At 67.1% G+C, this 21,638-nt stretch carries 16 protein-coding genes, 1 tRNA gene and 3 pseudogenes; 12 read left to right on the top strand and 8 right to left on the bottom strand.

Annotated features, from left to right (window positions below; translation table 11 throughout):
- Positions 1–25 precede the first annotated feature (25 nt).
- Complete coding sequence (gene trxB / locus PL79_RS27315) at positions 26–988, bottom strand: thioredoxin-disulfide reductase (RefSeq protein WP_044846206.1); 963 nt, start codon at positions 986–988, stop codon at positions 26–28.
- 411 nt (positions 989–1,399) lie between these two features.
- On the opposite strand from trxB, the gene PL79_RS27310 reads away from it, so the two are divergent.
- From PL79_RS27310 to PL79_RS27300, 3 genes are all read left to right on the top strand, one after another.
- Positions 1,400–3,709 (top strand): DNA translocase FtsK, encoded by a 2,310-nt coding sequence (locus tag PL79_RS27310; RefSeq protein ID WP_044846205.1) that lies wholly within the window; start codon positions 1,400–1,402, stop codon positions 3,707–3,709.
- A 46-nt stretch (positions 3,710–3,755) separates the two neighbouring features.
- The gene (gene lolA / locus PL79_RS27305; protein ID WP_044846204.1) at positions 3,756–4,445 is read left to right on the top strand and encodes an outer membrane lipoprotein chaperone LolA; all 690 of its coding nucleotides are present in this window, start codon (positions 3,756–3,758) and stop codon (positions 4,443–4,445) included.
- A gap of 284 nt (positions 4,446–4,729) precedes the next feature.
- Positions 4,730–6,040 (top strand): replication-associated recombination protein A, encoded by a 1,311-nt coding sequence (locus PL79_RS27300; protein WP_044849211.1) that lies wholly within the window; start codon positions 4,730–4,732, stop codon positions 6,038–6,040.
- A gap of 43 nt (positions 6,041–6,083) precedes the next feature.
- On the opposite strand, the gene PL79_RS27295 is transcribed toward PL79_RS27300, so the two are convergent.
- Positions 6,084–6,350, bottom strand: coding sequence for a DUF2164 domain-containing protein (locus tag PL79_RS27295; protein WP_044849212.1), 267 nt, complete (start codon positions 6,348–6,350; stop codon positions 6,084–6,086).
- 251 nt (positions 6,351–6,601) lie between these two features.
- Here PL79_RS27295 and serS point away from each other — a divergent pair, with 251 nt between their 5' ends.
- The 3 genes and pseudogenes from serS to PL79_RS27280 all read left to right on the top strand — a co-directional run bounded on the left by serS (position 6,602) and on the right by PL79_RS27280 (position 9,945).
- Positions 6,602–7,903 carry a serine--tRNA ligase gene (serS, locus tag PL79_RS27290; protein WP_044849213.1) on the top strand — a complete coding sequence of 434 codons (1,302 nt, stop codon included), beginning with the start codon at positions 6,602–6,604 and terminating at the stop codon, positions 7,901–7,903.
- A gap of 131 nt (positions 7,904–8,034) precedes the next feature.
- A tRNA-Ser gene (locus PL79_RS27285) sits at positions 8,035–8,125 on the top strand.
- A 289-nt stretch (positions 8,126–8,414) separates the two neighbouring features.
- Positions 8,415–9,945 (top strand): annotated as a pseudogene (locus PL79_RS27280) (methyl-accepting chemotaxis protein).
- An 81-nt stretch (positions 9,946–10,026) separates the two neighbouring features.
- Here the strand turns inward: PL79_RS27280 and PL79_RS27275 are convergent.
- Complete coding sequence (locus tag PL79_RS27275) at positions 10,027–11,187, bottom strand: alkane 1-monooxygenase (protein WP_044849215.1); 1,161 nt, start codon at positions 11,185–11,187, stop codon at positions 10,027–10,029.
- A 543-nt stretch (positions 11,188–11,730) separates the two neighbouring features.
- Between PL79_RS27275 and PL79_RS27270 the strand changes: the two genes are divergently transcribed.
- From PL79_RS27270 to PL79_RS27250, 5 genes and pseudogenes are all read left to right on the top strand, one after another.
- Positions 11,731–12,384: a GNAT family N-acetyltransferase gene (locus PL79_RS27270; RefSeq protein ID WP_235879340.1), complete on the top strand. Its 654-nt coding sequence runs from the start codon at positions 11,731–11,733 to the stop codon at positions 12,382–12,384.
- Between the two features lie 167 nt (positions 12,385–12,551).
- Positions 12,552–13,312: pseudogene (gene minC / locus PL79_RS27265) on the top strand (septum site-determining protein MinC).
- 59 nt (positions 13,313–13,371) lie between these two features.
- Positions 13,372–14,187 (top strand): septum site-determining protein MinD, encoded by an 816-nt coding sequence (gene minD / locus PL79_RS27260; RefSeq protein WP_044849298.1) that lies wholly within the window; start codon positions 13,372–13,374, stop codon positions 14,185–14,187.
- Between the two features lie 12 nt (positions 14,188–14,199).
- Positions 14,200–14,454, top strand: coding sequence for a cell division topological specificity factor MinE (gene minE, locus PL79_RS27255; RefSeq protein ID WP_006486661.1), 255 nt, complete (start codon positions 14,200–14,202; stop codon positions 14,452–14,454).
- A 157-nt stretch (positions 14,455–14,611) separates the two neighbouring features.
- Positions 14,612–15,013, top strand: coding sequence for a YXWGXW repeat-containing protein (locus tag PL79_RS27250; RefSeq protein WP_044849297.1), 402 nt, complete (start codon positions 14,612–14,614; stop codon positions 15,011–15,013).
- 96 nt (positions 15,014–15,109) lie between these two features.
- On the opposite strand, the pseudogene PL79_RS27245 reads toward PL79_RS27250, so the two are convergent.
- A pseudogene (locus PL79_RS27245) lies at positions 15,110–16,706 on the bottom strand (chloride channel protein); the annotation flags it as partial.
- A gap of 180 nt (positions 16,707–16,886) precedes the next feature.
- Between PL79_RS27245 and waaC the strand changes: the two are divergent.
- Positions 16,887–17,885: a lipopolysaccharide heptosyltransferase I gene (gene waaC, locus PL79_RS27240; RefSeq protein WP_044849276.1), complete on the top strand. Its 999-nt coding sequence runs from the start codon at positions 16,887–16,889 to the stop codon at positions 17,883–17,885.
- 56 nt (positions 17,886–17,941) lie between these two features.
- On the opposite strand, the gene PL79_RS27235 is transcribed toward waaC, so the two are convergent.
- The 4 genes from PL79_RS27235 to PL79_RS27210 form a co-directional block, all read right to left on the bottom strand.
- Entirely contained in the window at positions 17,942–18,121 is a 180-nt protein-coding gene (locus PL79_RS27235) for a hypothetical protein (protein WP_044849275.1), read from the bottom strand.
- Positions 18,122–18,224: 103 nt separating this feature from the next.
- A complete protein-coding gene (locus PL79_RS27230) occupies positions 18,225–19,535 on the bottom strand; it encodes an MFS transporter (RefSeq protein WP_044849274.1) in 1,311 nt (436 codons plus the stop codon).
- A gap of 248 nt (positions 19,536–19,783) precedes the next feature.
- Positions 19,784–21,004 carry an ISL3 family transposase gene (locus PL79_RS27220; protein ID WP_044844855.1) on the bottom strand — a complete coding sequence of 407 codons (1,221 nt, stop codon included), beginning with the start codon at positions 21,002–21,004 and terminating at the stop codon, positions 19,784–19,786.
- Positions 21,005–21,135: 131 nt separating this feature from the next.
- The gene (locus tag PL79_RS27210) at positions 21,136–21,627 is read right to left on the bottom strand and encodes an energy transducer TonB family protein (protein WP_044848527.1); all 492 of its coding nucleotides are present in this window, start codon (positions 21,625–21,627) and stop codon (positions 21,136–21,138) included.
- Positions 21,628–21,638 lie beyond the last annotated feature (11 nt).

Below are 21,638 nucleotides of genomic sequence, written 5' to 3'. Positions count from 1 at the left end.
CGCCCGGCGCGCGAAGGCTCGACGCTTACTTCTTGTCGTGCAGGCTTTCGAGGTAGCGCTGCGCGTCGAGCGCGGCCATGCAGCCCGTGCCGGCGCTCGTGATCGCCTGGCGATACACGTTGTCCTGCACGTCGCCGGCGGCGAATACGCCCGGCACGCTCGTCGACGTCGCGTTGCCCTGCAGGCCGCTCTTCGTCAGGATGTAGCCGTCCTTCATCTCGAGCTGGCCCTGGAACAGGTCGGTGTTCGGCTTGTGGCCGATCGCGACGAACACGCCCTGCACGGTGAGGTCCTGCTTCTCACCGGTCTTCACGTTCTTGATGCGCAGGCCCGTGACGCCCGAATCCTCGCCCGTCACTTCGTCGAGCACGTGATCCCACTTGATGTCGACGACGCCTTCCTTTTCCTTCTCCAGCAGGCGGTCGATCAGGATCGGCTCGGCGCGGAACTTGTCGCGGCGATGGATCACCGTGACCTTCTTCGCGATGCCCGTCAGGTAGAGCGCTTCCTCGACCGCCGTGTTGCCGCCGCCGATCACCGCGACTTCCTGGTTGCGGTAGAAGAAGCCGTCGCAGGTCGCGCAGGCCGACACGCCCTTGCCCATGAACAATTCTTCGGACGGCAGGCCGAGATACTGTGCGGATGCGCCGGTCGCGATGATCAGCGAGTCGCACGTGTATTCACCCGAATCGCCGATCAGCCGGATCGGCTTTTCGTGCAGTTTCGCGGTGTGGATGTGGTCGAAGACGATTTCGGTGTTGAAACGCTCGGCGTGCTCGAGGAAGCGCGCCATCAGTTCCGGGCCTTGCACACCCTTCGCGTCCGCCGGCCAGTTTTCGACGTCGGTCGTGGTCATCAGCTGGCCGCCCTGCGCGATGCCGGTGATCAGCACCGGGGACAGGTTGGCGCGAGCCGCGTAGACGGCAGCCGTGTAGCCGGCGGGGCCGGAACCGAGAATCAGGACTTTGGCGTGTTTGGGCGTGGACATGTGCGAATCCGTAAAGGGCGGCCGCGGCGGGCGGGGTAAGGCTCGCCGGACGGTCTGGGTTGACCGGGATGCCGTCGTAGATGGGTATCAGACGCGCATTATAAAGGCCCCGTTGCTGCGCTGCCGAACGAGAGTTTCAATCGTGGCGATAGCGTTTCTCGGTGGGGCGCCCGCAGCCGCGGGGCAGGTTGGGCGGGCGGGGCGCGGGCGGCTGCGGCCCGTGGCGGCGCATTGCCGCGGCCCGGCGTCACGGGCCGACCGGCGGGCCGGATCGCATGCGCGGGTATCGACTTCGGCCGCCCCGACCCTCTTATGTAACCGTCATTTACACTTGGCGCCCCGGTGCAGCGTTTACAATAAGCGCGATCGAACGACAGGCGGGCGCGCGGCCCGTCCTCTTTATACGGATTCATGGCAAAAGCTCCTTATTCCGCCCAGGCACAGGCGTTGCCGCACCGGATGTCGAAGCTCCTCACGGAGATCCGCTGGATTCTCCAGGTCGCGCTCTGCGCTTTTCTGGTGATGGCCCTGTTGAGCTACAGCCGGCGCGATCCGAGCTGGACGCACGCCGCGCAGGTGGACCACATCTCGAACTGGGCGGGCCGCGTCGGCGCGTGGACGGCCGACATCATCCTGCTGCTGTTCGGCCTGTCGGCCTACTGGCTGATCGTGCCGCTCGGGCGGCGCATCGCGGTCAACTACCGGCGCATCACGCGCCACGAGGCGGTCGCCGACGAACCCGAGCGGCCGATCGGCTGGCTCACCGAGATCCTGGCGTTCGTGCTCGTCGTGCTCGCGTGCGACGGCATCGAGGCGCTGCGCATGTGGTCGCTGAAGGTGCAGCTGCCGCGCGCACCGGGCGGCGTGATCGGCGAGGCCGTGGCGGGCGCGATGTCGCACGCGTTCGGCTTCACCGGCGGCACGCTGCTGCTGCTGATCCTGCTCGCGATCGGCCTGTCGCTGTATTTCCGCTTCTCGTGGCTGTCGGTCGCCGAGCGCGTGGGCGGGGCGATCCTGTCCGCCGTCAACGTCGCTAAGCTGCGCCGCGAGGCCGAGCGCGACCGCAAGCTCGGCGAGGCCGCGGCCGTGCGCCGCGAAGGCAAGGTCGAAGAGGAGCGTGTGCGCATCGAGGATCACGAACCCGTGACGATCGTGCCGCCGGTCGTCACGCCGGCGAAGTCCGAGCGTGTCGAGCGCGAGCGCCAGGTGCCGCTCTTCACCGACCTGCCGGGCGATTCGACGCTGCCGCCGGTGTCGCTGCTCGATCCCGCGCCGAAGACGCAGGAAGCGATTTCCGCCGATACGCTCGAATTCACGTCGCGCCTGATCGAGAAAAAGCTGAAGGACTTCGGTGTCGAGGCGAGCGTCGTCGCTGCGTATCCGGGCCCGGTCGTCACCCGCTACGAGATCGAGCCGGCCACCGGCGTGAAGGGCAGCCAGATCGTCAACCTCGCGAAGGATCTCGCGCGTTCGCTGTCGCTCGTGTCGATCCGCGTGGTCGAGACGATCCCCGGCAAGAACTACATGGCGCTCGAGCTGCCGAACCAGCGCCGCCAGACGGTCCACCTGTCCGAGATCATCGGCTCGGAAGTCTATGCGGCCGCGTCGTCGGCGCTGACGCTGAGCCTCGGCAAGGACATCGGCGGCAAGCCGGTATGCGCGGACCTCGCGAAGATGCCGCATCTGCTGGTGGCCGGCACGACCGGTTCGGGCAAGTCGGTCGGGATCAACGCGATGATCCTGTCGCTGCTGTACAAGGCCACCGCCGAGCAGGTGCGCCTGATCCTGATCGATCCGAAGATGCTCGAAATGAGCGTCTACGAAGGCATTCCGCACCTGCTGTGCCCGGTCGTCACCGACATGCGCCAGGCCGGCCACGCGCTGAACTGGACCGTCGCGGAGATGGAGCGCCGCTACAAGCTGATGAGCAAGCTCGGCGTGCGCAACCTCGCGGGCTACAACAACAAGATCGACGACGCGGCGAAGCGCGAGGAAAAGATTCCGAATCCGTTCAGCCTGACGCCGGACGATCCTGAACCGCTCGGCCGCCTGCCGAACATCGTCGTCGTGATCGACGAGCTGGCCGACCTGATGATGGTCGTCGGCAAGAAGGTCGAGGAACTGATCGCGCGGATCGCGCAGAAGGCGCGCGCGGCCGGCATCCACCTGATCCTCGCGACGCAGCGTCCGTCCGTCGACGTGATTACCGGCCTGATCAAGGCGAACGTGCCGACGCGGATCGCGTTCCAGGTGTCGTCGAAGATCGACTCGCGCACGATTCTCGACCAGATGGGCGCCGAATCGCTGCTCGGGATGGGCGACATGCTGTACCTGCCGCCGGGCACCGGGCTGCCGGTGCGCGTGCACGGCGCGTTCGTCGCCGACGACGAAGTGCATCGCGTCGTCGAGAAGCTCAAGGAGCAGGGCGAGCCGAACTACGTCGAAGGGCTGCTCGAAGGCGGCACGGCCGACGGCGACGAGGGCTCGGCCGGCGCGGGAACCGGCGAAGGCGGCGAGGAGTCTGATCCGCTGTACGACCAGGCGGTCGAGATCGTCATCAAGAACCGCCGCGCGTCGATTTCGCTCGTGCAGCGCCATCTGCGGATCGGCTACAACCGCGCGGCGCGGCTGCTCGAACAGATGGAACAATCGGGGCTCGTGTCGGCGATGTCGTCGAGCGGCAACCGCGAAATTCTTGTGCCGGCGCGCGACGCGGAATGAGTCCGCGGCGCCCGCAGCGCCGGCCACCCAGGGAGAAAACCGCAATATGCAGCAACATTCGTTCGCAGTGTCCCTTCGTTCGACGCGGCGCTGGCTCGGCGCGGCGCTCGCCGGCGCATCGCTGATGCTCGCGGCGACGCACGCGTTCGCGGGCGGCACCGAGCAGCTGAAGGCCTTCGTGTCGCAGGTGCGCTCGGCGAAAGGCGATTTCACGCAGCAGATCGTCAAGGCACCGGCCAAGGGCGCGAGCGCCGTGCAGGCCGCGCCGAAGCCGAACGACAATTCGAGCGGCACGTTCGTGTTCTCGCGTCCGGGCAAGTTCATCTGGACGTACCAGAAGCCGTACCAGCAGGTGCTGCAGGCCGACGGCGACAAGCTCTACGTGTACGACCGCGACCTGAACCAGGTCACCGAACGCAAGCTGAACGGCGCGCTGGGCGCGAGCCCGGCCGCGATCCTGTTCGGCAGCAACGATCTCGACAAGAACTACACGCTGCGCGATGCCGGCGAGAAGGGCGGCATCGAGTGGCTCGAGATGCTGCCGAAGGCGCAGGACACGCAATTCCAGCGGATCGGCATCGGCTTCCGCAACGGCACGCTCGCGGCGATGGAATTGCACGACGTGTTCGGCAACGTCACGCTGCTCACGTTCACGAACATCCAGACGAACCCGCCGCTCAAGAGCGATACGTTCAAGTTCGTCGTGCCGAAGGGCGCGGACGTGATCAACGGCTGACCGGCACCACGCCGTTTTCCCGACACGGGCCTGCCGGCGACGGCAGGCCCGTGTTGTTTTGGGGCGCGGGCATCGGGCGCGGGCATCGGGCGCAGGCGCGGGCACTAAGCATTAGGCACCAAGCACCAAGCACCAAGCACCAAGCACCAAGCACCAAGCACCAAGCACCAAGCACCAAGCACCAAGCACCAAGCACCAGGCGCGGCGGTGCAGTCGCGCGGCTGTCATAATGTCAGGTCCGGCGGCCCGTTCGGCCGCCATCGTTTGATCTGGAGCGAGGGTTCATGTCCGACCTGTTTCAAGTCGAGCCGCGCCGGCCGCTCGCCGAGGCGCTGCGGCCGAAGACGCTCGCCGAGGTGATCGGCCAGACGCATCTGCTGGGCGAAGGCAAGCCGCTGCGGCTCGCGTTCGAATCCGGCAAGCCGCATTCGATGATCCTGTGGGGGCCGCCCGGCGTCGGCAAGACGACGCTCGCGCGCCTCACCGCGCTCGCGTTCGACTGCGAGTTCATCGCGCTGTCCGCGGTGCTCGGCGGCGTGAAGGACATCCGCGAGTCGATGGAGCAGGCGAAGGACACGCTGAATCGCACCGGCCGCCACACGATCCTGTTCGTCGACGAAATCCACCGCTTCAACAAGGGGCAGCAGGATGCGCTGCTGCCGTTCGTCGAGTCGGGGCTCGTGACCTTCATCGGCGCGACGACCGAGAACCCGAGCTTCGAAGTCAACTCGGCGCTGCTGTCGCGGGCGCAGGTGTACGTGCTGCAGTCGCTGAACGACGACGAGATGCGTCAGCTGCTCAAGCGCGCGCAGGAAATCGCGCTCGACGGGCTCGCGTTCGACGACAAGGCGATCGATACGCTCATCGGTTATGCGGACGGCGACGCGCGGCGCTTCCTGAACCTGCTCGAGCAGGCGCAGACGGCCGCAGCGTCCGCCAAGGTCACGACCATCGATGCCGAGTTCGTCAGCAGCGCGATGACGCTGAACGCGCGGCGCTTCGACAAGGGCGGCGACAACTTCTACGACCAGATCTCGGCGCTGCACAAGTCGGTGCGCGGTTCGAGCCCGGACGGTGCGCTGTACTGGTTCTGCCGGATGATCGACGGCGGCGCGGATCCGAAATATCTCGCGCGGCGCATCGTGCGGATGGCGTGGGAAGACATCGGCCTCGCCGATCCGCGCGCGCTGCAGGTGGCGAACGACGCGGCCGAGACCTACGAGCGGCTCGGCTCGCCCGAAGGCGAGCTGGCGCTCGGGCAGGCGGTGATCTATCTAGCGTGCGCGGCGAAGAGCAACGCGGGCTACAACGCGTTCAACCAGGCGATGGCGTTCGTGAAGCAGGACAAGTCGCGCGAGGTGCCCGTGCATCTGCGCAATGCGCCGACCAAGCTGATGAAGGAACTCGGCTACGGCCACGCGTATCGCTACGCGCATGACGAGCCGAATGCCTATGCGGCCGGCGAGTCGTATCTTCCGGAAGGGATGCGCGAACCGCGCTGGTACAAGCCGGTGCCGCGCGGGCTCGAATCGAAGATCGCCGACAAGCTCGCGTGGCTGCGCGAGCTCGACCGCGAGGCCGGCAAGAAGGACTGACCGGCCGCGCGCGGCCCGACGGCCGGCGCTGCGTGGGGGCGTGTCAGCGCCGGCGGCCCGGCTGCTTCTTCCAGTACTCGAACGGCTCCTCGTGGCAGTCGATGTCGAGCTCGGCGACCCGTGCGTGCAGGCGCGCCTGCGCATCGGCGATCGCGAGGTTGTAGATTGCCGGCGCGATTTCCTCGACGAAGAAATGCAGCAGCGCACCGGCCTGGATGTTGCCGATCGGCTCGTTCATGTTTTCTGTGAAATAGCGTTGCAGCGACGCGATCGCGCGGTCGCGGACATCCTTGTCCAGTTCGATGGCCATCGGGTTCCCTCGGGTGATGATGATGCGAAGACGGGTGCGTTGCCCGCCGCGTTGCGCCCGGCCGGGGCGGCTGTCGCGCGCTGCGCCGCGGCGTCGCGCAGCGCGCTTCGGCGGCTGCGGGCGCGCAGGCCGGCAATGCGATACTGCCACGCCCGTCGCGCGTTTGCGGCACTGTCCATCCGGCCAATGCCGTGGCGGCCCCGCGGTGCGTTAGAATTCCCGTCTTACACAACGATTTTCCAAGTCCTCCCATGCTCGACATCCAGTTGCTGCGCAAAGACCTCGACGGCGTCGCGAAGCGCCTCGCCGATCGCGGCTACACCCTCGACGTCGCCGCGTTCTCCGCCCTCGAAGCGGAACGCCGTGCGATCCAGACCCGTACCGAAGAGCTTCAGGCGCGCCGCAACAGCCTGTCGAAGCAGATCGGCGCGATGAAGGGGAAGGGCGAGGACACGTCGGCCGTCATGGCCGAAGTCGGCGGGATCGGCGACGAAATGAAGGCGTCGGAGGCCAAGCTCGGCGAGATCCAGACGCGCCTGTCCGACCTGATGCTGGGCATGCCGAACATCGCGCACGAAAGCGTGCCGGTCGGCAAGGACGAAGCCGACAACGTCGAAGTGCGCCGCTGGGGCACGCCGCGCCAGTTCGACTTCGAGGTGAAGGATCACGTCGACGTCGGCACGCCGCTCGGCCTCGATTTCGAAACCGGCGCGAAGCTCGCCGGCGCACGCTTCACGATGCTGCGCGGCTCGATCGCACGCCTGCACCGCGCGCTCGCGCAGTTCATGATCGACACGCACACGCTGCAGCACGGCTACAGCGAGACGTACACGCCGTACATCGTGAATCCCGAGATCCTGTACGGCACGGGCCAGCTGCCGAAGTTCGCGGACGACATGTTCCGCGTCGAGAAGGGCGGCGCTGAAAACACGATCACGCAGTACCTGATCTCCACGTCCGAGATTTCGCTGACGAACACCGTGCGCGAGTCGATCGTCGAAGGCTCCGCGCTGCCGATCAAGCTGACCGCGCATTCGCCGTGCTTCCGCTCGGAAGCCGGCTCGTATGGCCGCGACACGCGCGGGATGATCCGCCAGCACCAGTTCGACAAGGTCGAGATGGTGCAGGTCGTCGCGCCGGACGCGTCGTATGCGGCACTCGACGAGATGGTCGGCCACGCGGAGGCGATCCTGCAGAAGCTCGGCCTGCCGTACCGCGTGATCACGCTGTGCACGGGCGACATGGGCTTCTCGGCCGCGAAGACGTTCGACCTCGAAGTGTGGCTGCCCGCGCAGAACACCTATCGCGAGATCTCGAGCTGCTCGAACACCGAGGCGTTCCAGGCGCGGCGGATGCAGGCGCGTTTCCGCAACGCGCAGGGCAAGCCGGAACTCGTGCATACGCTGAACGGCTCCGGCCTCGCGGTCGGCCGCACGCTCGTCGCAGTGCTGGAGAACTACCAGAATGCCGACGGTTCGGTCACGGTGCCCGAGGCGCTGCGTCCGTACATGGGCGGCATGGAGCGAATCGAAGCGCCTGCGCAGGCGTCGTGAGATCGCTGCGCGATCGGTCTTCGACGGGCTCGCAAAAAATTTTGCAAAAAACGCTTGTGAGTTCCGAAGAGATCGTTCTATAATCTTTTCTTTCCCGGACACGACCAACCGGGAAATGAAGCAGCAAGGAAGGAGAGGTGGCAGAGTGGTCGAATGTACCTGACTCGAAATCAGGCGTACGGTTTCCCCGTACCGTGGGTTCGAATCCCACCCTCTCCGCCAAAATACGAAGCCCCGTGATCCGGAAGGATCACGGGGTTTTTCGTTTTGGTCGCCCGGTGGCGAGCGTGGATGCGATGTGCGGTACGCGCGCGTACCGATCGGCCGGCACCCGCTTGGGCGTTGTTGCCTCGGTTCCCGCCGCCCACGGATCGCCACGGGCTTCGTGCTCGACCCGCACGGTTCCCGCCGCCGTTTGCCCGCTTCAGCCTTGACCTCGCGCGCCGTTAACAGAGCGGTCGGCGGCTCGCGCTTTGTGCGCGGTCGCCGTTCTCCGACGATCCAAGGTCCCATGAAGCTGAGCTACAAGATTCCCCTCGCATTCGCCATTGCGCTGCTGCTGATGTTCTGCGGCGCGCTGTACGGCATCCGCATTCTCAATCGCTCGATCGACACGTTCGCGAACGACGTGCAGACGCACGTTGCCGACGAACGGCTCGTATCGGCCACGCTCGTGCAGTTCAAGCTGCAGGTGCAGGAATGGAAGGACACGCTGCTGCGCGGCAAGCAGCCCGACAAGCTGGACAAGTACTGGCAGGCATTCCAGACGCGCGAGCGCACGGTAGACACGCTGGCCGCGCAACTCGTCGGCGAGCTGCCGCCCGGAGAGAGCCGGACGCTCGTCGAGCAGTTCATGCCGCGCATGCGGCGATGGGCGACGGCTACCGGCGCGGGTTCGACGCGTTCAAGGCCGCGCTTCGAGCCGACGGCCGGGACGCGGCCGTGGCGGGCGTCGACCGGGCGCCCGCCGCGCTGCTCGAGCGCGCGGCGAAGGCGATCGCCGACGAGAGTGCTGCCGTGTCGGCGCAAGCGAGCCGCGATGCGCGTCACGCGACGCGGCGAGCGTCGTGCTGATGCTGATCGTGCTCGGCATCGCGATGATCGGTGCGTTCCTGTTCAGCCGCGCGATCCTGCGGCCGCTCGATCGCGCCGTGGCCTGTGCACAGGCGGTGGCCGGCGGCGACCTGACGCGCGACGTCGACGCGGCCGGCCGCGACGAGATCGCCGATCTGCTGCGCGCATTGAAGACGATGCAGGCGAGCCTGTCGGGTGTCGTGCTCGAGGTGCGTACGCATGCCGAAGCCGTCGCGACCGCGAGCGCGCAGATCGCGGCGGGCAATCACGACCTGTCGTCGCGCACCGAGGCGCAGGCTGCGTCGCTCGAGGAAACCGCGGCCAGCATGACCGAACTGACGGGCATCGTGCGCCAGTCGGCCGAACACGCGCAGCATGCGGCGCAGCTCGCACGCGACGCATCGGACATCGCGTCCGCGGGCGGTGGCGTGATGACGGACGCGGTCGGCACGATGAGCGGGATTGCCGCCAGCGCGGCGAAGGTCGGCGAGATCATCGCGGTCATCGACGGCATCGCATTCCAGACCAACATCCTCGCGCTGAACGCGGCCGTCGAGGCGGCGCGCGCGGGCGAGCAGGGGCGCGGCTTCGCGGTCGTCGCGTCGGAGGTGCGCACGCTCGCGCAGCGCAGCGCGGCCGCTGCGAAGGAGATCAAGGCGCTGATCGAGCAATCGACGCGGCGGGTCGACGAGGGCGCCGTGCTGATCGCGCGCGCGGGCGAATCGATCCACGGGATCGTCGGCGCGGTGCAGCGGGTCACGTCGATCGTCGGCGAGATCTCGTCCGCTTCGCAGGAGCAAAGCGGCGGCATCCAGCAGGTGAACGTCGCGGTCACGCAGATGGATGAAGCGACGCAGCGCAATGCGGCGCTGGTCGAACAGGCGTCGGCGGCGACGCAGGCGCTGGCCGAGCAGGCGAGCGCGCTGCGGCACGCGGTCGCAGTGTTCAGGCTGCCGCAGGCCGCGTGACGATATTGCCGACCGCAACCGCAACCGCAACCGCAACCGCAACCGCAACCGCAACCGCAACCGCAACCGCGCCGTCCTGCGTCACCCCGCGGCCGAATACTGCGCGAGCACGCGAGCGCGGATCGATGGCTTGATGTTCGATTGCGCCATGTTGCCGCCATAGTGCGCGACGACACGCGGATTCATCACGCGATACCAGAGCGGCGGCACATAGGCGAACAGGATCATCGTCGCGTAACCGGCCGGCAGTTGCGGCGAGTCGTCGAAGTGTCGCAGCGCCTGGTACGAGCGCGTCGGGTTCGCGTGATGGTCGGCGTGCCGCTGCAACTGGTACAGGAACAGGTTGGTGACGACGTGATTGCTGTTCCACGAATGCTGCGGCGTGCAGCGCTCGTAGCGGCCGCTCGGCAGCTTGCGGCGGCCGAGCCCGTAGTGCTCGACGTAGTTGACGACTTCGAGCAGCGACGCGCCGTACACGGCCTGGATCACGAGGAACGGGATCACGATCTTGCCGGCCATCGCGATCGCGATGGCCCACACGACGACGGTCATCGCCCACGCGTGCAGCACCTCGTTGCGCCAGGTCCACGGCGAATGCCCGAGCCGCTCGAGGCGTGCCTTCTCGAGCCGCCACGCCGAGCGGATGCTGCCCGTCACCGTGCGCGGCAGGAAGGCCCAGAACGATTCGCCGTAGCGCGCGCTCGCCGGATCCTCGGCCGTCGCGACGCGCACGTGATGGCCGCGGTTGTGCTCGACGAAGAAGTGCCCGTACGCCACCGGCGCGAGCGTGACTTTCGCGAGCCAGCGCTCGAAGCGGCTGGTCTTGTGCCCGAGTTCGTGCGCGGTGTTGATCGAGATGCCCGTCGCGGCGCCGAGCGACAGGGCGAAGCCGACGTAGTCGTACCACGCGAGCGCATGCGTGCCGACGATCCGCACGCACATGAAGAACGCGATGTATTCGACCAGCGTCGCGAGATAGACGATGTAGCGGTAGTAGCGCTCGCGTTCGAGATGCAGGACGACGGCTTCGGGCGGATTGTCGCGATCGTCGCCGATCAGCGTGTCCAGGACCGGGATCACGCCGAACGCGAACAGCGGGCCGAACCACCAGAACACGTGGAGGCCCGTCGACAGCGCGAGCTTGGCCGAGAGGATCGGCAGCGTGATCGTCACCGCGCCGAGCAGCCACAGATAACGTTTGCCATCCGACCAGCCCGAGGCCGATGCGTCGGTCATTGCCATTGTCTCCCTCCTTTTCGGGGCCGGCTCCCGCGTGTGCGGTGCGGCGGCCGAGTGACGCGCTTGTCGTCGGTCGAATCGTCGTGGGTCCGCGGCACGGCGCGCGGCACCGGATCGGTGGTCCGGTTGTGCCAGTTATACGACCGTCGCGCGCGCTTTCCAAACCCCGCCGCTAGGCGGGCAACTCCAAACGGCAGGCCGTGCAGGACGCGGGCCGGGAGCGGCCTGCGCCACGGTGATTGAAACAGGCCGGAGCGGGCCCGATCCGCTCGCGCAGCCGGTATTCTCGTCGGATGAATACGTGAGGCCACACGCGCGAGTATCCGGTGGCGCGGTCCGCAACGAATGTTGCAATGCAATAAATGCGACGCGACATCGCGTGGCGGCGCGGCTTTTTGGGATACATATATTACGGATCATTACGGCGCTGCTGCAGGGTAACGTCGGACCCTGACCACATGAATGCCACGCATGACAAGGCGAGCGGGGCGACGCGTCCGACTTCGCCGTTCGGACTGCCATGCGTCGCGGCCCGTCGACGCGTCGATGCTGCACCCGCACACCCGCGCGTGCGCGACGCGTGCTGCCTTTCGATCCGCGCTGGCATTTGAAAATTACGATTTGACTCATGCCCCGCTTTCGGTTGAAGCTAGTAACTTGCTGTCCGAAGGGGGCTGTGCCTGCATGAGTTCGACCTTGACCGTTCGTCGTATCGCTGCCGATCAGGGCGGCGTGTATCGCGAACTCCGCGCCGCATCGCTGCGTGAGCCCTACGCGCCCGGTGAAGCGCCGGAGGCCGAATTGCTGAACGTCGATTCCGACGCGGCGGCGGCCATCGCCGCGCTGCGTGCCGCGTCCGACGAGTCGACGACTTTCCTGCTGTACACCGAAGGCCATCCGGCCGGCATGATCGGCGCGTATTTCGACACGACGCCCGAGCGGCGCGCGTTCGTCAGCGAGCTGTGGGTCGCGCACGCGGTCCGCCACCTGCGCGGCGGCGTGCTGTTGCTGGAAACGGCTACCGCGTGGCTGGCCGAACGCGGGGCGCGGGACGTCTACGCATGGATCGCCGATGCGAACCGCAACGCGATCCGGTTCTACGAACGCGCGGGCTTCGGCAACACGGGCGAGCATGCGCCGATCGCGCGGATGCCCGGCGCGATGAAGTCGTTGTTCGTGTCGCACTTCAACACACCCTGACGCATGAATGCGCGGGCCGCACGGCGTGATGAAAGCCCGGCCGCCCGCCCGACTGCCCGCCTGCCGGTTGCGCGCTCGCCGCGACGGTCGCCCCCCCGGCTCCCCAAAAATAATGGCCGCACGCGTGGACGCCTGTAAAATACGCAAAAATTTTTTGCAGAGTGTCCATGTCGCTTAAAAAATCGCCATTCTTCGAGCTGCGCAGCGGATCGGTCGATACGTTGCTGTTCACCGTGAAGACGACCGATCTCGACGCGTTGCGTACCGAACTGGTCAAGCGCTTCGAAGCGACTCCCGAGTTTTTCGCCGACGATGTCGTCGCGATCGACGTCCGCCGCCTCGCGGACGGCGAACGCGTCGCGCTCGCCGACATCCGCCAGATGCTGAACGACGTGCGGATGCGCCCGGTGGCGTCGTCGCGCTGGCCACGCAGGCTGGGGGGGAGCCGGCCTGCCGTTGCTCGAGGCGCGCGATCGCCGCGTGTCGGCCGCGAAGCGGCGACGAAGCGGAGCCGGCGCCCGTCGCGGCGCCGCCGCTGCCGCGGCAGCCGAACCGGCGCCGGAACCTGGCCGACGACCGGTTGCGGCGGGCGGCCAGACGCTGGTGATCGATCGGCCGCTGCGTTCGGGGCCAGCAGATTTACGCGAAAGGAGACCTCGTGGTGCTGGCGCCGGTCAGTCACGGCGCCGAGATCATCGCGGAAGGCAACATCCACATCTACGCGCCGTTGCGCGGCCGCGCACTCGCGGGCGTGCACGGCAATCACGACGCGCGCATTTTCTGCACGTGTCTCGAGCCGGAACTGATTTCGATCGCGGGTATCTATCGAACGACCGAGAACCCGTTGCCCGCCGACATACTGGGCAAATCGGTGCAGATCCGGCTCGAAGAGGAAAAACTGATGATCGAACCGCTGCGCCTGACGTGATTCACGCGGCACGCTCCGGGTCGATCGGCTCTCATTGACGAACACAGGGTATTGGGTAAATGGCAAAAATCATCGTGGTGACTTCGGGCAAGGGCGGCGTGGGCAAGACGACGACCAGCGCGAGCTTCGCGTCCGGCCTCGCGCTGCGCGGCCACAAGACGGCCGTGATCGACTTCGACGTCGGCCTGCGCAACCTCGATCTCATCATGGGCTGCGAGCGTCGCGTGGTGTATGACCTCGTCAACGTGATCCAGGGCGAAGCGAACCTGAACCAGGCGCTGATCAAGGACAAGAAGTGCGAGAACCTGTTCATCCTGCCGGCATCGCAGACGCGCGACAAGGATGCGCTCACGCGTGACGGCGTCGAGAAGGTGCTGAACGACCTGGTCGCGATGGACTTCGAATACATCGTCTGCGACTCGCCGGCCGGTATCGAGGCGGGCGCGCTGCACGCGATGTACTTCGCGGACGAAGCGCTGATCGTCACGAACCCGGAAGTGTCGTCGGTGCGCGACTCGGACCGCATTCTCGGCATCCTGTCGTCGAAGACGAAGCGCGCGGCCGAAGGCAAGGATCCGATCAAGGAACACCTGCTGATCACGCGCTACAGCCCGAAGCGCGTGAGCGAAGGCGAAATGCTGTCGCTCGAGGACATCAGCGAGATCCTGCGCATCAAGCTGATCGGCGTGGTGCCGGAATCGGAAGCCGTGCTGCACGCATCGAACCAGGGTTTGCCGGCCGTGCACATCGACGGCACCGACGTCGCGGAAGCGTACAAGGACGTCGTCGCGCGCTTCCTCGGCGAGGACAAGCCGCTGCGCTTCACCGATTATCAGAAGCCGGGCCTGCTGCAGCGCCTCTTCGGCAGCAAGTAACGGAGGCCGCCCATGTCCATCCTTTCGTTTCTCCTCGGCGAGAAGAAGAAGTCCGCATCGGTCGCGAAGGAGCGCCTGCAGCTCATCATCGCGCACGAGCGGGTCGGCGGCCGGCCGCCGGCCGATTACCTGCCGGCGCTGCAGAAGGAGCTGGTCGCGGTCATCTCGAAGTACGTCCATATTTCGAACGATGACATCCGCGTGAGCCTCGAGCGCCAGGACGATCTCGAAGTCCTCGAAGTGAAGATCGAGATTCCGCAAGCCTGACCGCTGTCTGTCCCCCCGCACGGTGGCGCCTGCCGCCGTGCGCGTCTTACGCCCTGTTGCACTTTCGGGCGCGCCGTAACACGGCGTCTGTCGGCCGTTGGTCGATCTCCCGCATTGAACGAATACGCTCGCGTCATTTGTCAATCAGGAGGTCGTGATGGCTGTCTCTACCGTTCAACGCCGTATCGTTTCGCTCGTACTGTTCGCCGCGGGCCTGTCAGCCGTCGCCGCGCCGCTCGCCGCACGCGCCGACGAAATCCTCGTCGGTACGCCGGTGATGGTGCAGTCGGGCCGGATGCTCGTCGCCGAACCGGTGGCCGCGCCCGCCGAGGAAATCGTCGTCGTCGCGCCGAACGCGCCGCCGCCGGTGCGTTACGAGGTCGTGCCCGACGCACGCGTCGGCTATGTGTGGGAGCGCGGTCACTGGCACTGGGATCATGGCCGCTACGTCTGGATCGGCGGCCGCTGGGAAACCGAGCGTATCGGCATGCACTGGGTGCCGGGCCACTGGGATCAGCGCGGCCCGAACTGGTTCTGGACGCGCGGCCATTGGGCCTGACGGAGGCGCGCGATGAAACGAACCGCCCTTGCCATTGTGCTCGTCGCGATCACGCTCGCCGGCTGTATCGTCGTGCCGGCGCGGCCCGTCTACTATCGGCCCGCGCCGGTGGTGATCTACTGAGGGGTACGCGGGCCCGTCTGCGCCGGGCCGCTCGTGCCGGAAGGAGTCGTGCCGGAAGCGGTCGCGCCGGAAGCGGACGGGTCCGTCGTCGTGCGACGTCGCGCGGCGTGGGCGTGGCGCGTTGCCGGCCGCCGGGCTGCGGCTCGCCACTGTCCCGTTCGCGCAGCGGTCGAGCGGATCGGCGGGCCGCGGCGCCGCTCCTGTGGCTCGACGACGCCGGGCCGCAACCGCGGCGCCGCGGCGGGTTCAGCGGGCCGCGGCGGCCGAGATAGCGCTGCGCGAGGTGTTTCGTAGAGCGCGGCGCGAAGAAGCGCGCCATCCGGCTCGACACCAGCGCGGTCGCCATCAGCGAAATCACGAGCGCGTGACCGTTGATCATCTCCATCACGATCACGAACGACGTGATCGGCGACTGCGTGACCGCCGCGAGGTAGCCGACCATCGCGAGCGCGATCAGCATCGGCAGGCTCATGTCGCCGAACACGAGGTGCAGCAGGTTGCCGAACCCGGCGCCAATCGACAGCGACGGCGCGAAGATCCCGCCCGGAATGCCCGGCAGGTACGACGCGACCATCGACACCATCTTCAGGAACGGATAGAGCACCGACAGCCGTTCATGGCCGTCGAGCAGGCCGCGCGCCTCGGCATAGCCGCTGCCGAACGTCGTCCCGCCCGACACGAGACCGACGACGGCGATCACGAAACCGCACAGCGCCGCGAACGCGATCGGGCGCTCGCGATACAGGCCGAGCAGGCGCGCGGGCAGCCAGCGCCCGGTATTGAGCAGGAGCCAGCTGAAGAGGCCGCCCGCAACGCCGGTCACGAGCGCGGTGACGAGCACGGCGACGGCAAGCATCTTCGGGAAATGCTGGCCGGCGTCGATCGTGCCGAAGTACGTGTAGTTGCCGTTCAGGCCCAACGCGACGACACCGGCGAGGATGATCGCGGTGATCAGCACGCCGCTTGCGCGGGCGGAGAAGCTGCGGGTCAGCTCCTCGATCGCGAACACGATCCCGGCGAGCGGCGTATTGAACGCGGCCGACAGGCCGGCCGCCGCGCCGGCGAGTACGAGCTGTCGTTCGATCTGCGCGTTCGAGCGCGGGTAGAAGCGCCGCAGGTTGAACATCAGCGCCGCGCCGACCTGCACGGTCGGGCCTTCGCGTCCGATCGTGAAGCCGCCGAGAATGCCCATGAACGAGATCAGGACCTTGCCGAACAGGATGCGCAGGGTCAGCAGCCGCGCGCCGAACGCGCCCGGGCTCGCATGCAGCGTCGCAATGACCTGCGGGATCCCGCTGCCTTCGGCGCCGCGGAAGAAGCGGCGCGTGAGCCATGCCGACGCGGCGGCGATCGACGGCGTCAGCAGCAGCGGCAGCCACGCGGCGTGGTCGCGCATCGTGCGGAACGTGTCGTAGCCCCAGTCGATCAGCCGCGCGTACAGCACGGCCGCGAGGCCCACGGCGATCGCGCCGAGCCAGAACACGCCGTACTGGCGCCAGATCCGCAGCGAGCGGCGGGTGAGGGCGGGAAACAACCCGGAAAGCAGGGGAGGAAGGGCGGGGCGTTGCATCGGCGGAAGCCGGGAGGGCAAAGAGCGCATTATAAAAAGAACCTGATGCAACCGGGGCTCGACAAATCCTCACCAAAGCGTCGCACTTTGTTGCAAATGTAATGTCAGCGTAATGTATCAACGCGGCAACCGTCGTTAGCATCACCAAATGGCCGGCCCACCCCATTCATCATAAGAAAAGTGAAACGCATCCTCATCGTGAAAGTGACGTCGCTCGGCGACGTCGTCCAGACGCTGCCTGTCGTCGCGGACCTCCACCGTGCCTTTCCGGGCGTAACGGTCGACTGGGCCGTCGACGAATCGTGCGCCGAGGTCGTGCGCTGGCATCCGGGTGTGAGCAAGGTGCTTTGCGCGCCGTTGCGGCGGTTCAAGAAGCTCCGGAACGGCGGCGACCTGAAGGCGATCTCGGCGTCGATCGGCGCGCTGCGCGCGCACCGCTACGATGCGGTCATCGACCTGCACGGCGTCTACAAGAGCGCGATCATCTCGGCACTCGCGCGTGCCGCGCGCCGCGTCGGCTATCAGACTCAGGATCTCGGCGAGGCGGGTGCCCGCTTCGCCTACTCGCATCGCTTCGGCCCGCGGCCGGACTGCGACGCGTGGCACGGGATGCGCGTGAGCGCCGGCGAGGCGCTCGGCTATGTCCCCGAGGGCAGCGCCGCTTACGGGATCGTCCCGCCGCAGGATGCGAGCCTGCCGCCCGCCGTGACCGACGGCGCGCCGTTCATGCTGCTGTTTCACGCCACGTCCAATCCGGACAAACAATGGCCCGCCGACCACTGGGCCGCGCTGGCTACGCAGATGATGGCGCGCGGCGTGCGCGTGCTCGTGCCGTGGGGATCGGCAGCCGAACACGACGCTGCGCAGGACATTGCCGCGCGTGCGTCGGGCGCGATCGTGCTGCCGGCGATGTCGGTGCGCGAACTGGGTGCGGCCATCGGCCGGGCCGCGCTCGTGGTGGGAGTCGATACCGGGTTCGTGCATATGGCGCACGCGCTGCAGCGGCCGACCGTGATGATTTTCGTCGCGACGTCGCGTCACCATTGCGGCATCGGCGGCGCGCCGAACGCACTGTCGATCGGCGAACCGGGCGCGCCGCCGTCGGTTGCGCAGGCACTCGATGCGATCGATGCGGTCGGGCCGGCCTATGGCGCGCTGCGTGACCGGCTGACGGCCTAGGGCCAGCGCGAGCCCGCTATTGGCATGAACCGGCCCGGGGGAAGCGGGCCGCGCGTTCAGGCGAGCAGCGCTTCGACCGTCATCACCGCGGCGACGGCGGCCAGGTTGGCGAGAAGCACCTCGAACAGGAGGCCGCGCCAGGTTTTCGGCCGGAAGCGCGCCGCGAGCAGCAGGGCGCCACCCGGCGCGAGCGCCAGGATCAGGACGAGGTCGGCGTTGTCGAGGCGGAGGTCCATTGCGGCGGCTCCTTCAGCGGAGGGAGCCCGGGGTGCGTGACGGCGCCCCCGGATCGAACGTAAGCGGCGGCCCCCGCCGCACAACCCGGGGCGCCCCGAGGGCTCAGACGAGCGATGCGTCGCGGGTTTCGCGCATCAGCAGCACGCCGACCAGGCTGATTGCCGCCGCAACCGACACGTAGCCGCCGACCCACGACAGGCCGCCGCGCGCGGCGAGCAGCTGCGCGATGTACGGCGCGATCGACGCGCCGAGGATCCCGCCGAGGTTGTACGCGACGCCCGCGCCCGTATAGCGCACGTTGGTCGGGAACAATTCGGGCAGCAGCGCGCCCATCGGCGCGAACGTCACGCCCATCAGGAACAGCTCCAGCGTCAAAAACAACGCGACGAGCGGCATCGAGCCGCTGCCGAGCAGCGGCTCCATCGCGAAGCCGGACGAGAGCGCGGCGATCGCGCCGACGACCAGCACCGGCCTGCGGCCGAAGCGGTCGGAGGCCCACGCCGACAGCGGCGTCGCGAGCCCCATGAACACGACCGCGAAGCACAGCAGGCCGAGAAAGCTCTGGCGCGGAATATGCAGCGTCGACACGCCGTACGACAGCGAGAACACCGTCGAGATATAGAACAGCGTGTAGCAGACCACCATCGCGAGCGCGCCGAGCAGCGTCGGCTGCCAGTGTTGCGAGACGAGCGTCGCGACCGGCACGCGCACGCGCTCGTTGCGCTCGAGTGCGGCCTGGAACGCCGGCGTCTCGGTGATCTTCAGCCGCACGTACAGGCCGAGCGCGACGAGCACCGCGCTGACGAGGAACGGGATGCGCCAGCCCCAGCTGCGGAATTGTTCGTCGGACAGCGACAGCGCGAGCGCGAAGAACAACCCGTTCGACATCAGGAAGCCCACCGACGGGCCCAGCTGCGGGAACATCCCGAACCAGCCGCGCTTGCCTTGCGGCGCGTGCTCGGTCGCGAGCAGCGCCGCACCGCCCCATTCGCCGCCGAGGCCGATCCCCTGGCCGAAGCGCAGCACGCACAGCAGCACCGGTGCGAGCGCACCGATCGTGTCGTAGCCGGGCACGAAGCCGATCGCGGTGGTGGACACGCCCATCACGAGCAGCGACGCGACGAGCGTCGATTTGCGGCCGAGGCGGTCGCCGAAGTGGCCGAACAGGAACGAGCCGATCGGCCGCGCGATGAACGCGATGCCGAACGTGACGAATGCGGACAGCGCCTGGGCGGTCGCGGAGCCGTGCGGAAAGAACACGGGGCCGATGACGAGTGCCGCGGCGGTCGCGTACACGTAGAAGTCGTAGAACTCGATCGCGGTGCCGATGAAGCTCGCGAACACGATGCGCCGGTGGCTGACGGCGCCGGCCGAACCGGTTGCGTGTGCAACGGCCGGGGGAGATGCGGACATGGATGTCTCCGTTTTGTCGTTGGGCGGTCGGCCGGGTGAGCGCTCGGGCAGGCGGACGCCTGCCGGGAGCGGCCGAGCGGATGAGGCGGCGGCGTGGACGCGCGGCGTGGCGCGGACGTCACCCGCCGGTCGACGATGGAGACGGATAGGTCGCCGCCGCCCGGTGCCGGCGTGGTCGGCTCGCACGCCGGGTGCGGCGCGCGAACGCGCGCGGGAGGGTGGCCGCGCGATTGCGGAAAATTATAGGTTCATCGAGGATTACCGGGGAACGCGGCGCGAATCTTAAGGAAGAAGTATTCGTCGTCGCGGTACCCGTAAGCTCGACGCTTGATGACCTTGATGGTGTTGTTGATGCCTTCAACGATGCTGGTATTGAGCGGATGGCGGCAGCGAGTCACGATGCCGTGCCAGTAGTCCTGCAGACGCTCGGCGAACTTTTGCAGGGCCGCGATCCCACTTTGCTGAGCCTGCTCGAACCATTGTTCCCAAGCCTTTTGCGCCCAGGCCGGCTTTCGGTAGAACCAGAGCCGCTTGAGCTCGTCGCGTAACACGTAGACGCATAACAGCGCCTGATTGGCCGCCAGCAATTCCTTCAGGTGCACGGCCTGATCCGGCTTGAGGTTGTGGCGGTTGCGCAGCAACAGCCAGCGGCTGGACTTCAGAACCTTGCGGGCTGGCTTGTCATGTCGGAGTTGATTGGCCTGATCGACCCGCACCCGATCGATCACTTCGCGGCCATACTTGGCCACCACGTGGTACAGGTCGAAGACGATTTCCGCCTGCGGACACTGTTCCCTGATTTCGAGTTCATAGGCCGTGGTCATGTCGATCGCGACCGCTTCGATACGCTTGGCCGCGCCTTCGGGAAGCTGTTCGAAGAAGGCCCGGGCCGTCTCACGCGAGCGTCCCGGTCCGATCCAGAGTACTTGCCGGCTGATCGGGTCGACCACCACCGTGGCGTAGCGATGACCTTTATGCAGCGCGAACTCGTCCATCGCCAGATAGCGGATCGTTGACCAATCGGGCTCGCTCACGCGCGCCCGCAGGCGCATCTTGTCGATCGATTTGACCGTGTGCCAGCCCAGATCGTAGAAGGCCGCCACCGCCTGTACGCTGGCCGCTTGCAGCAGTTTCTCGCAAGCCTTGGCGAAGCGCTCCGTCACTCGCTGGTAACGGCCCAACCACGCCAGCTTCTCCAGTCGCGGGCCGCCGCAGCGTTCGCACCAGACCCGGCGACGAGGCACATGCAACACCACCCGGTATTCGAATAGCGGCAAGTCACGCACCCGACGAACCGTCGTCTCGTGGATCTGCTGGCAGCGTGCCCCACATTGCTCGCAGTACATGATCTTGCTGACCGGCTTTAAATACAGCGACAGCGTACGACCTTCGCCTTCCGGCCATTCCACACGCTCCAGCCGGTAACCTGTCCAGCAGCCCAGTGCCTGAAGTGCCTTGCGATCGAGCAATTACCTCTCCTGACGTCCTTAAAGTCAGGCGTCAGGTTACGCAATCGCTCTCAAACCCTCCACGGTTTCCTGCGATGAACCAAATTATAGCCAGCGCCGCGACATGGCGGCAATCGCGGGCGGGCGCGGGCTCAGTCGATCGATTGCGCCTGCGCGGATGCGGTGCTTTGCAACTGGAAGTGGCCGTCGTCGTTGAACAGCCAGCCTTCCATCATCTCGAGCCGGCCATTGCCGTCCAGCAGTTTCGACGGCGGTGGCGGCAGTGGCGCCGAGCGGCGCAGCGACGCGAGCGCGAGCGCTTCCGCTTCACTGTCGCCGTTGCTGCGATAGACGGATGCGTTGACGAGCTGGCCGCTGCGATCGACGGTGAACGCGACGACGACGAGCGAGCGCAGCATCGCCTGCGGCATCCCGTGCGACACGGCGGACGGATTGTGCTCGGCGACGCACTGCGCGACTTCCACGCGGTACTGGTCGCGATTCGCGCTGCGGATGACCGACGGAATCGTCAGGATCGAGCGCAGCGACGGGGGCGGTGTGATCGTGCAGGCGGCAAGCATGACGGCGGCGACCAGCGCGGCAATGCGCAGCCGGTCGACGCCCGGGCAGGGAAGAGAAGGCATGGGGGAGTGCC

This window comes from Burkholderia sp. USMB20, from assembly GCF_000949135.2.
Lineage (GTDB): Bacteria > Pseudomonadota > Gammaproteobacteria > Burkholderiales > Burkholderiaceae > Burkholderia.
Note: the sequence above shows the minus strand (reverse complement) of the source record. Positions and strands in the feature narration are given on the sequence as shown.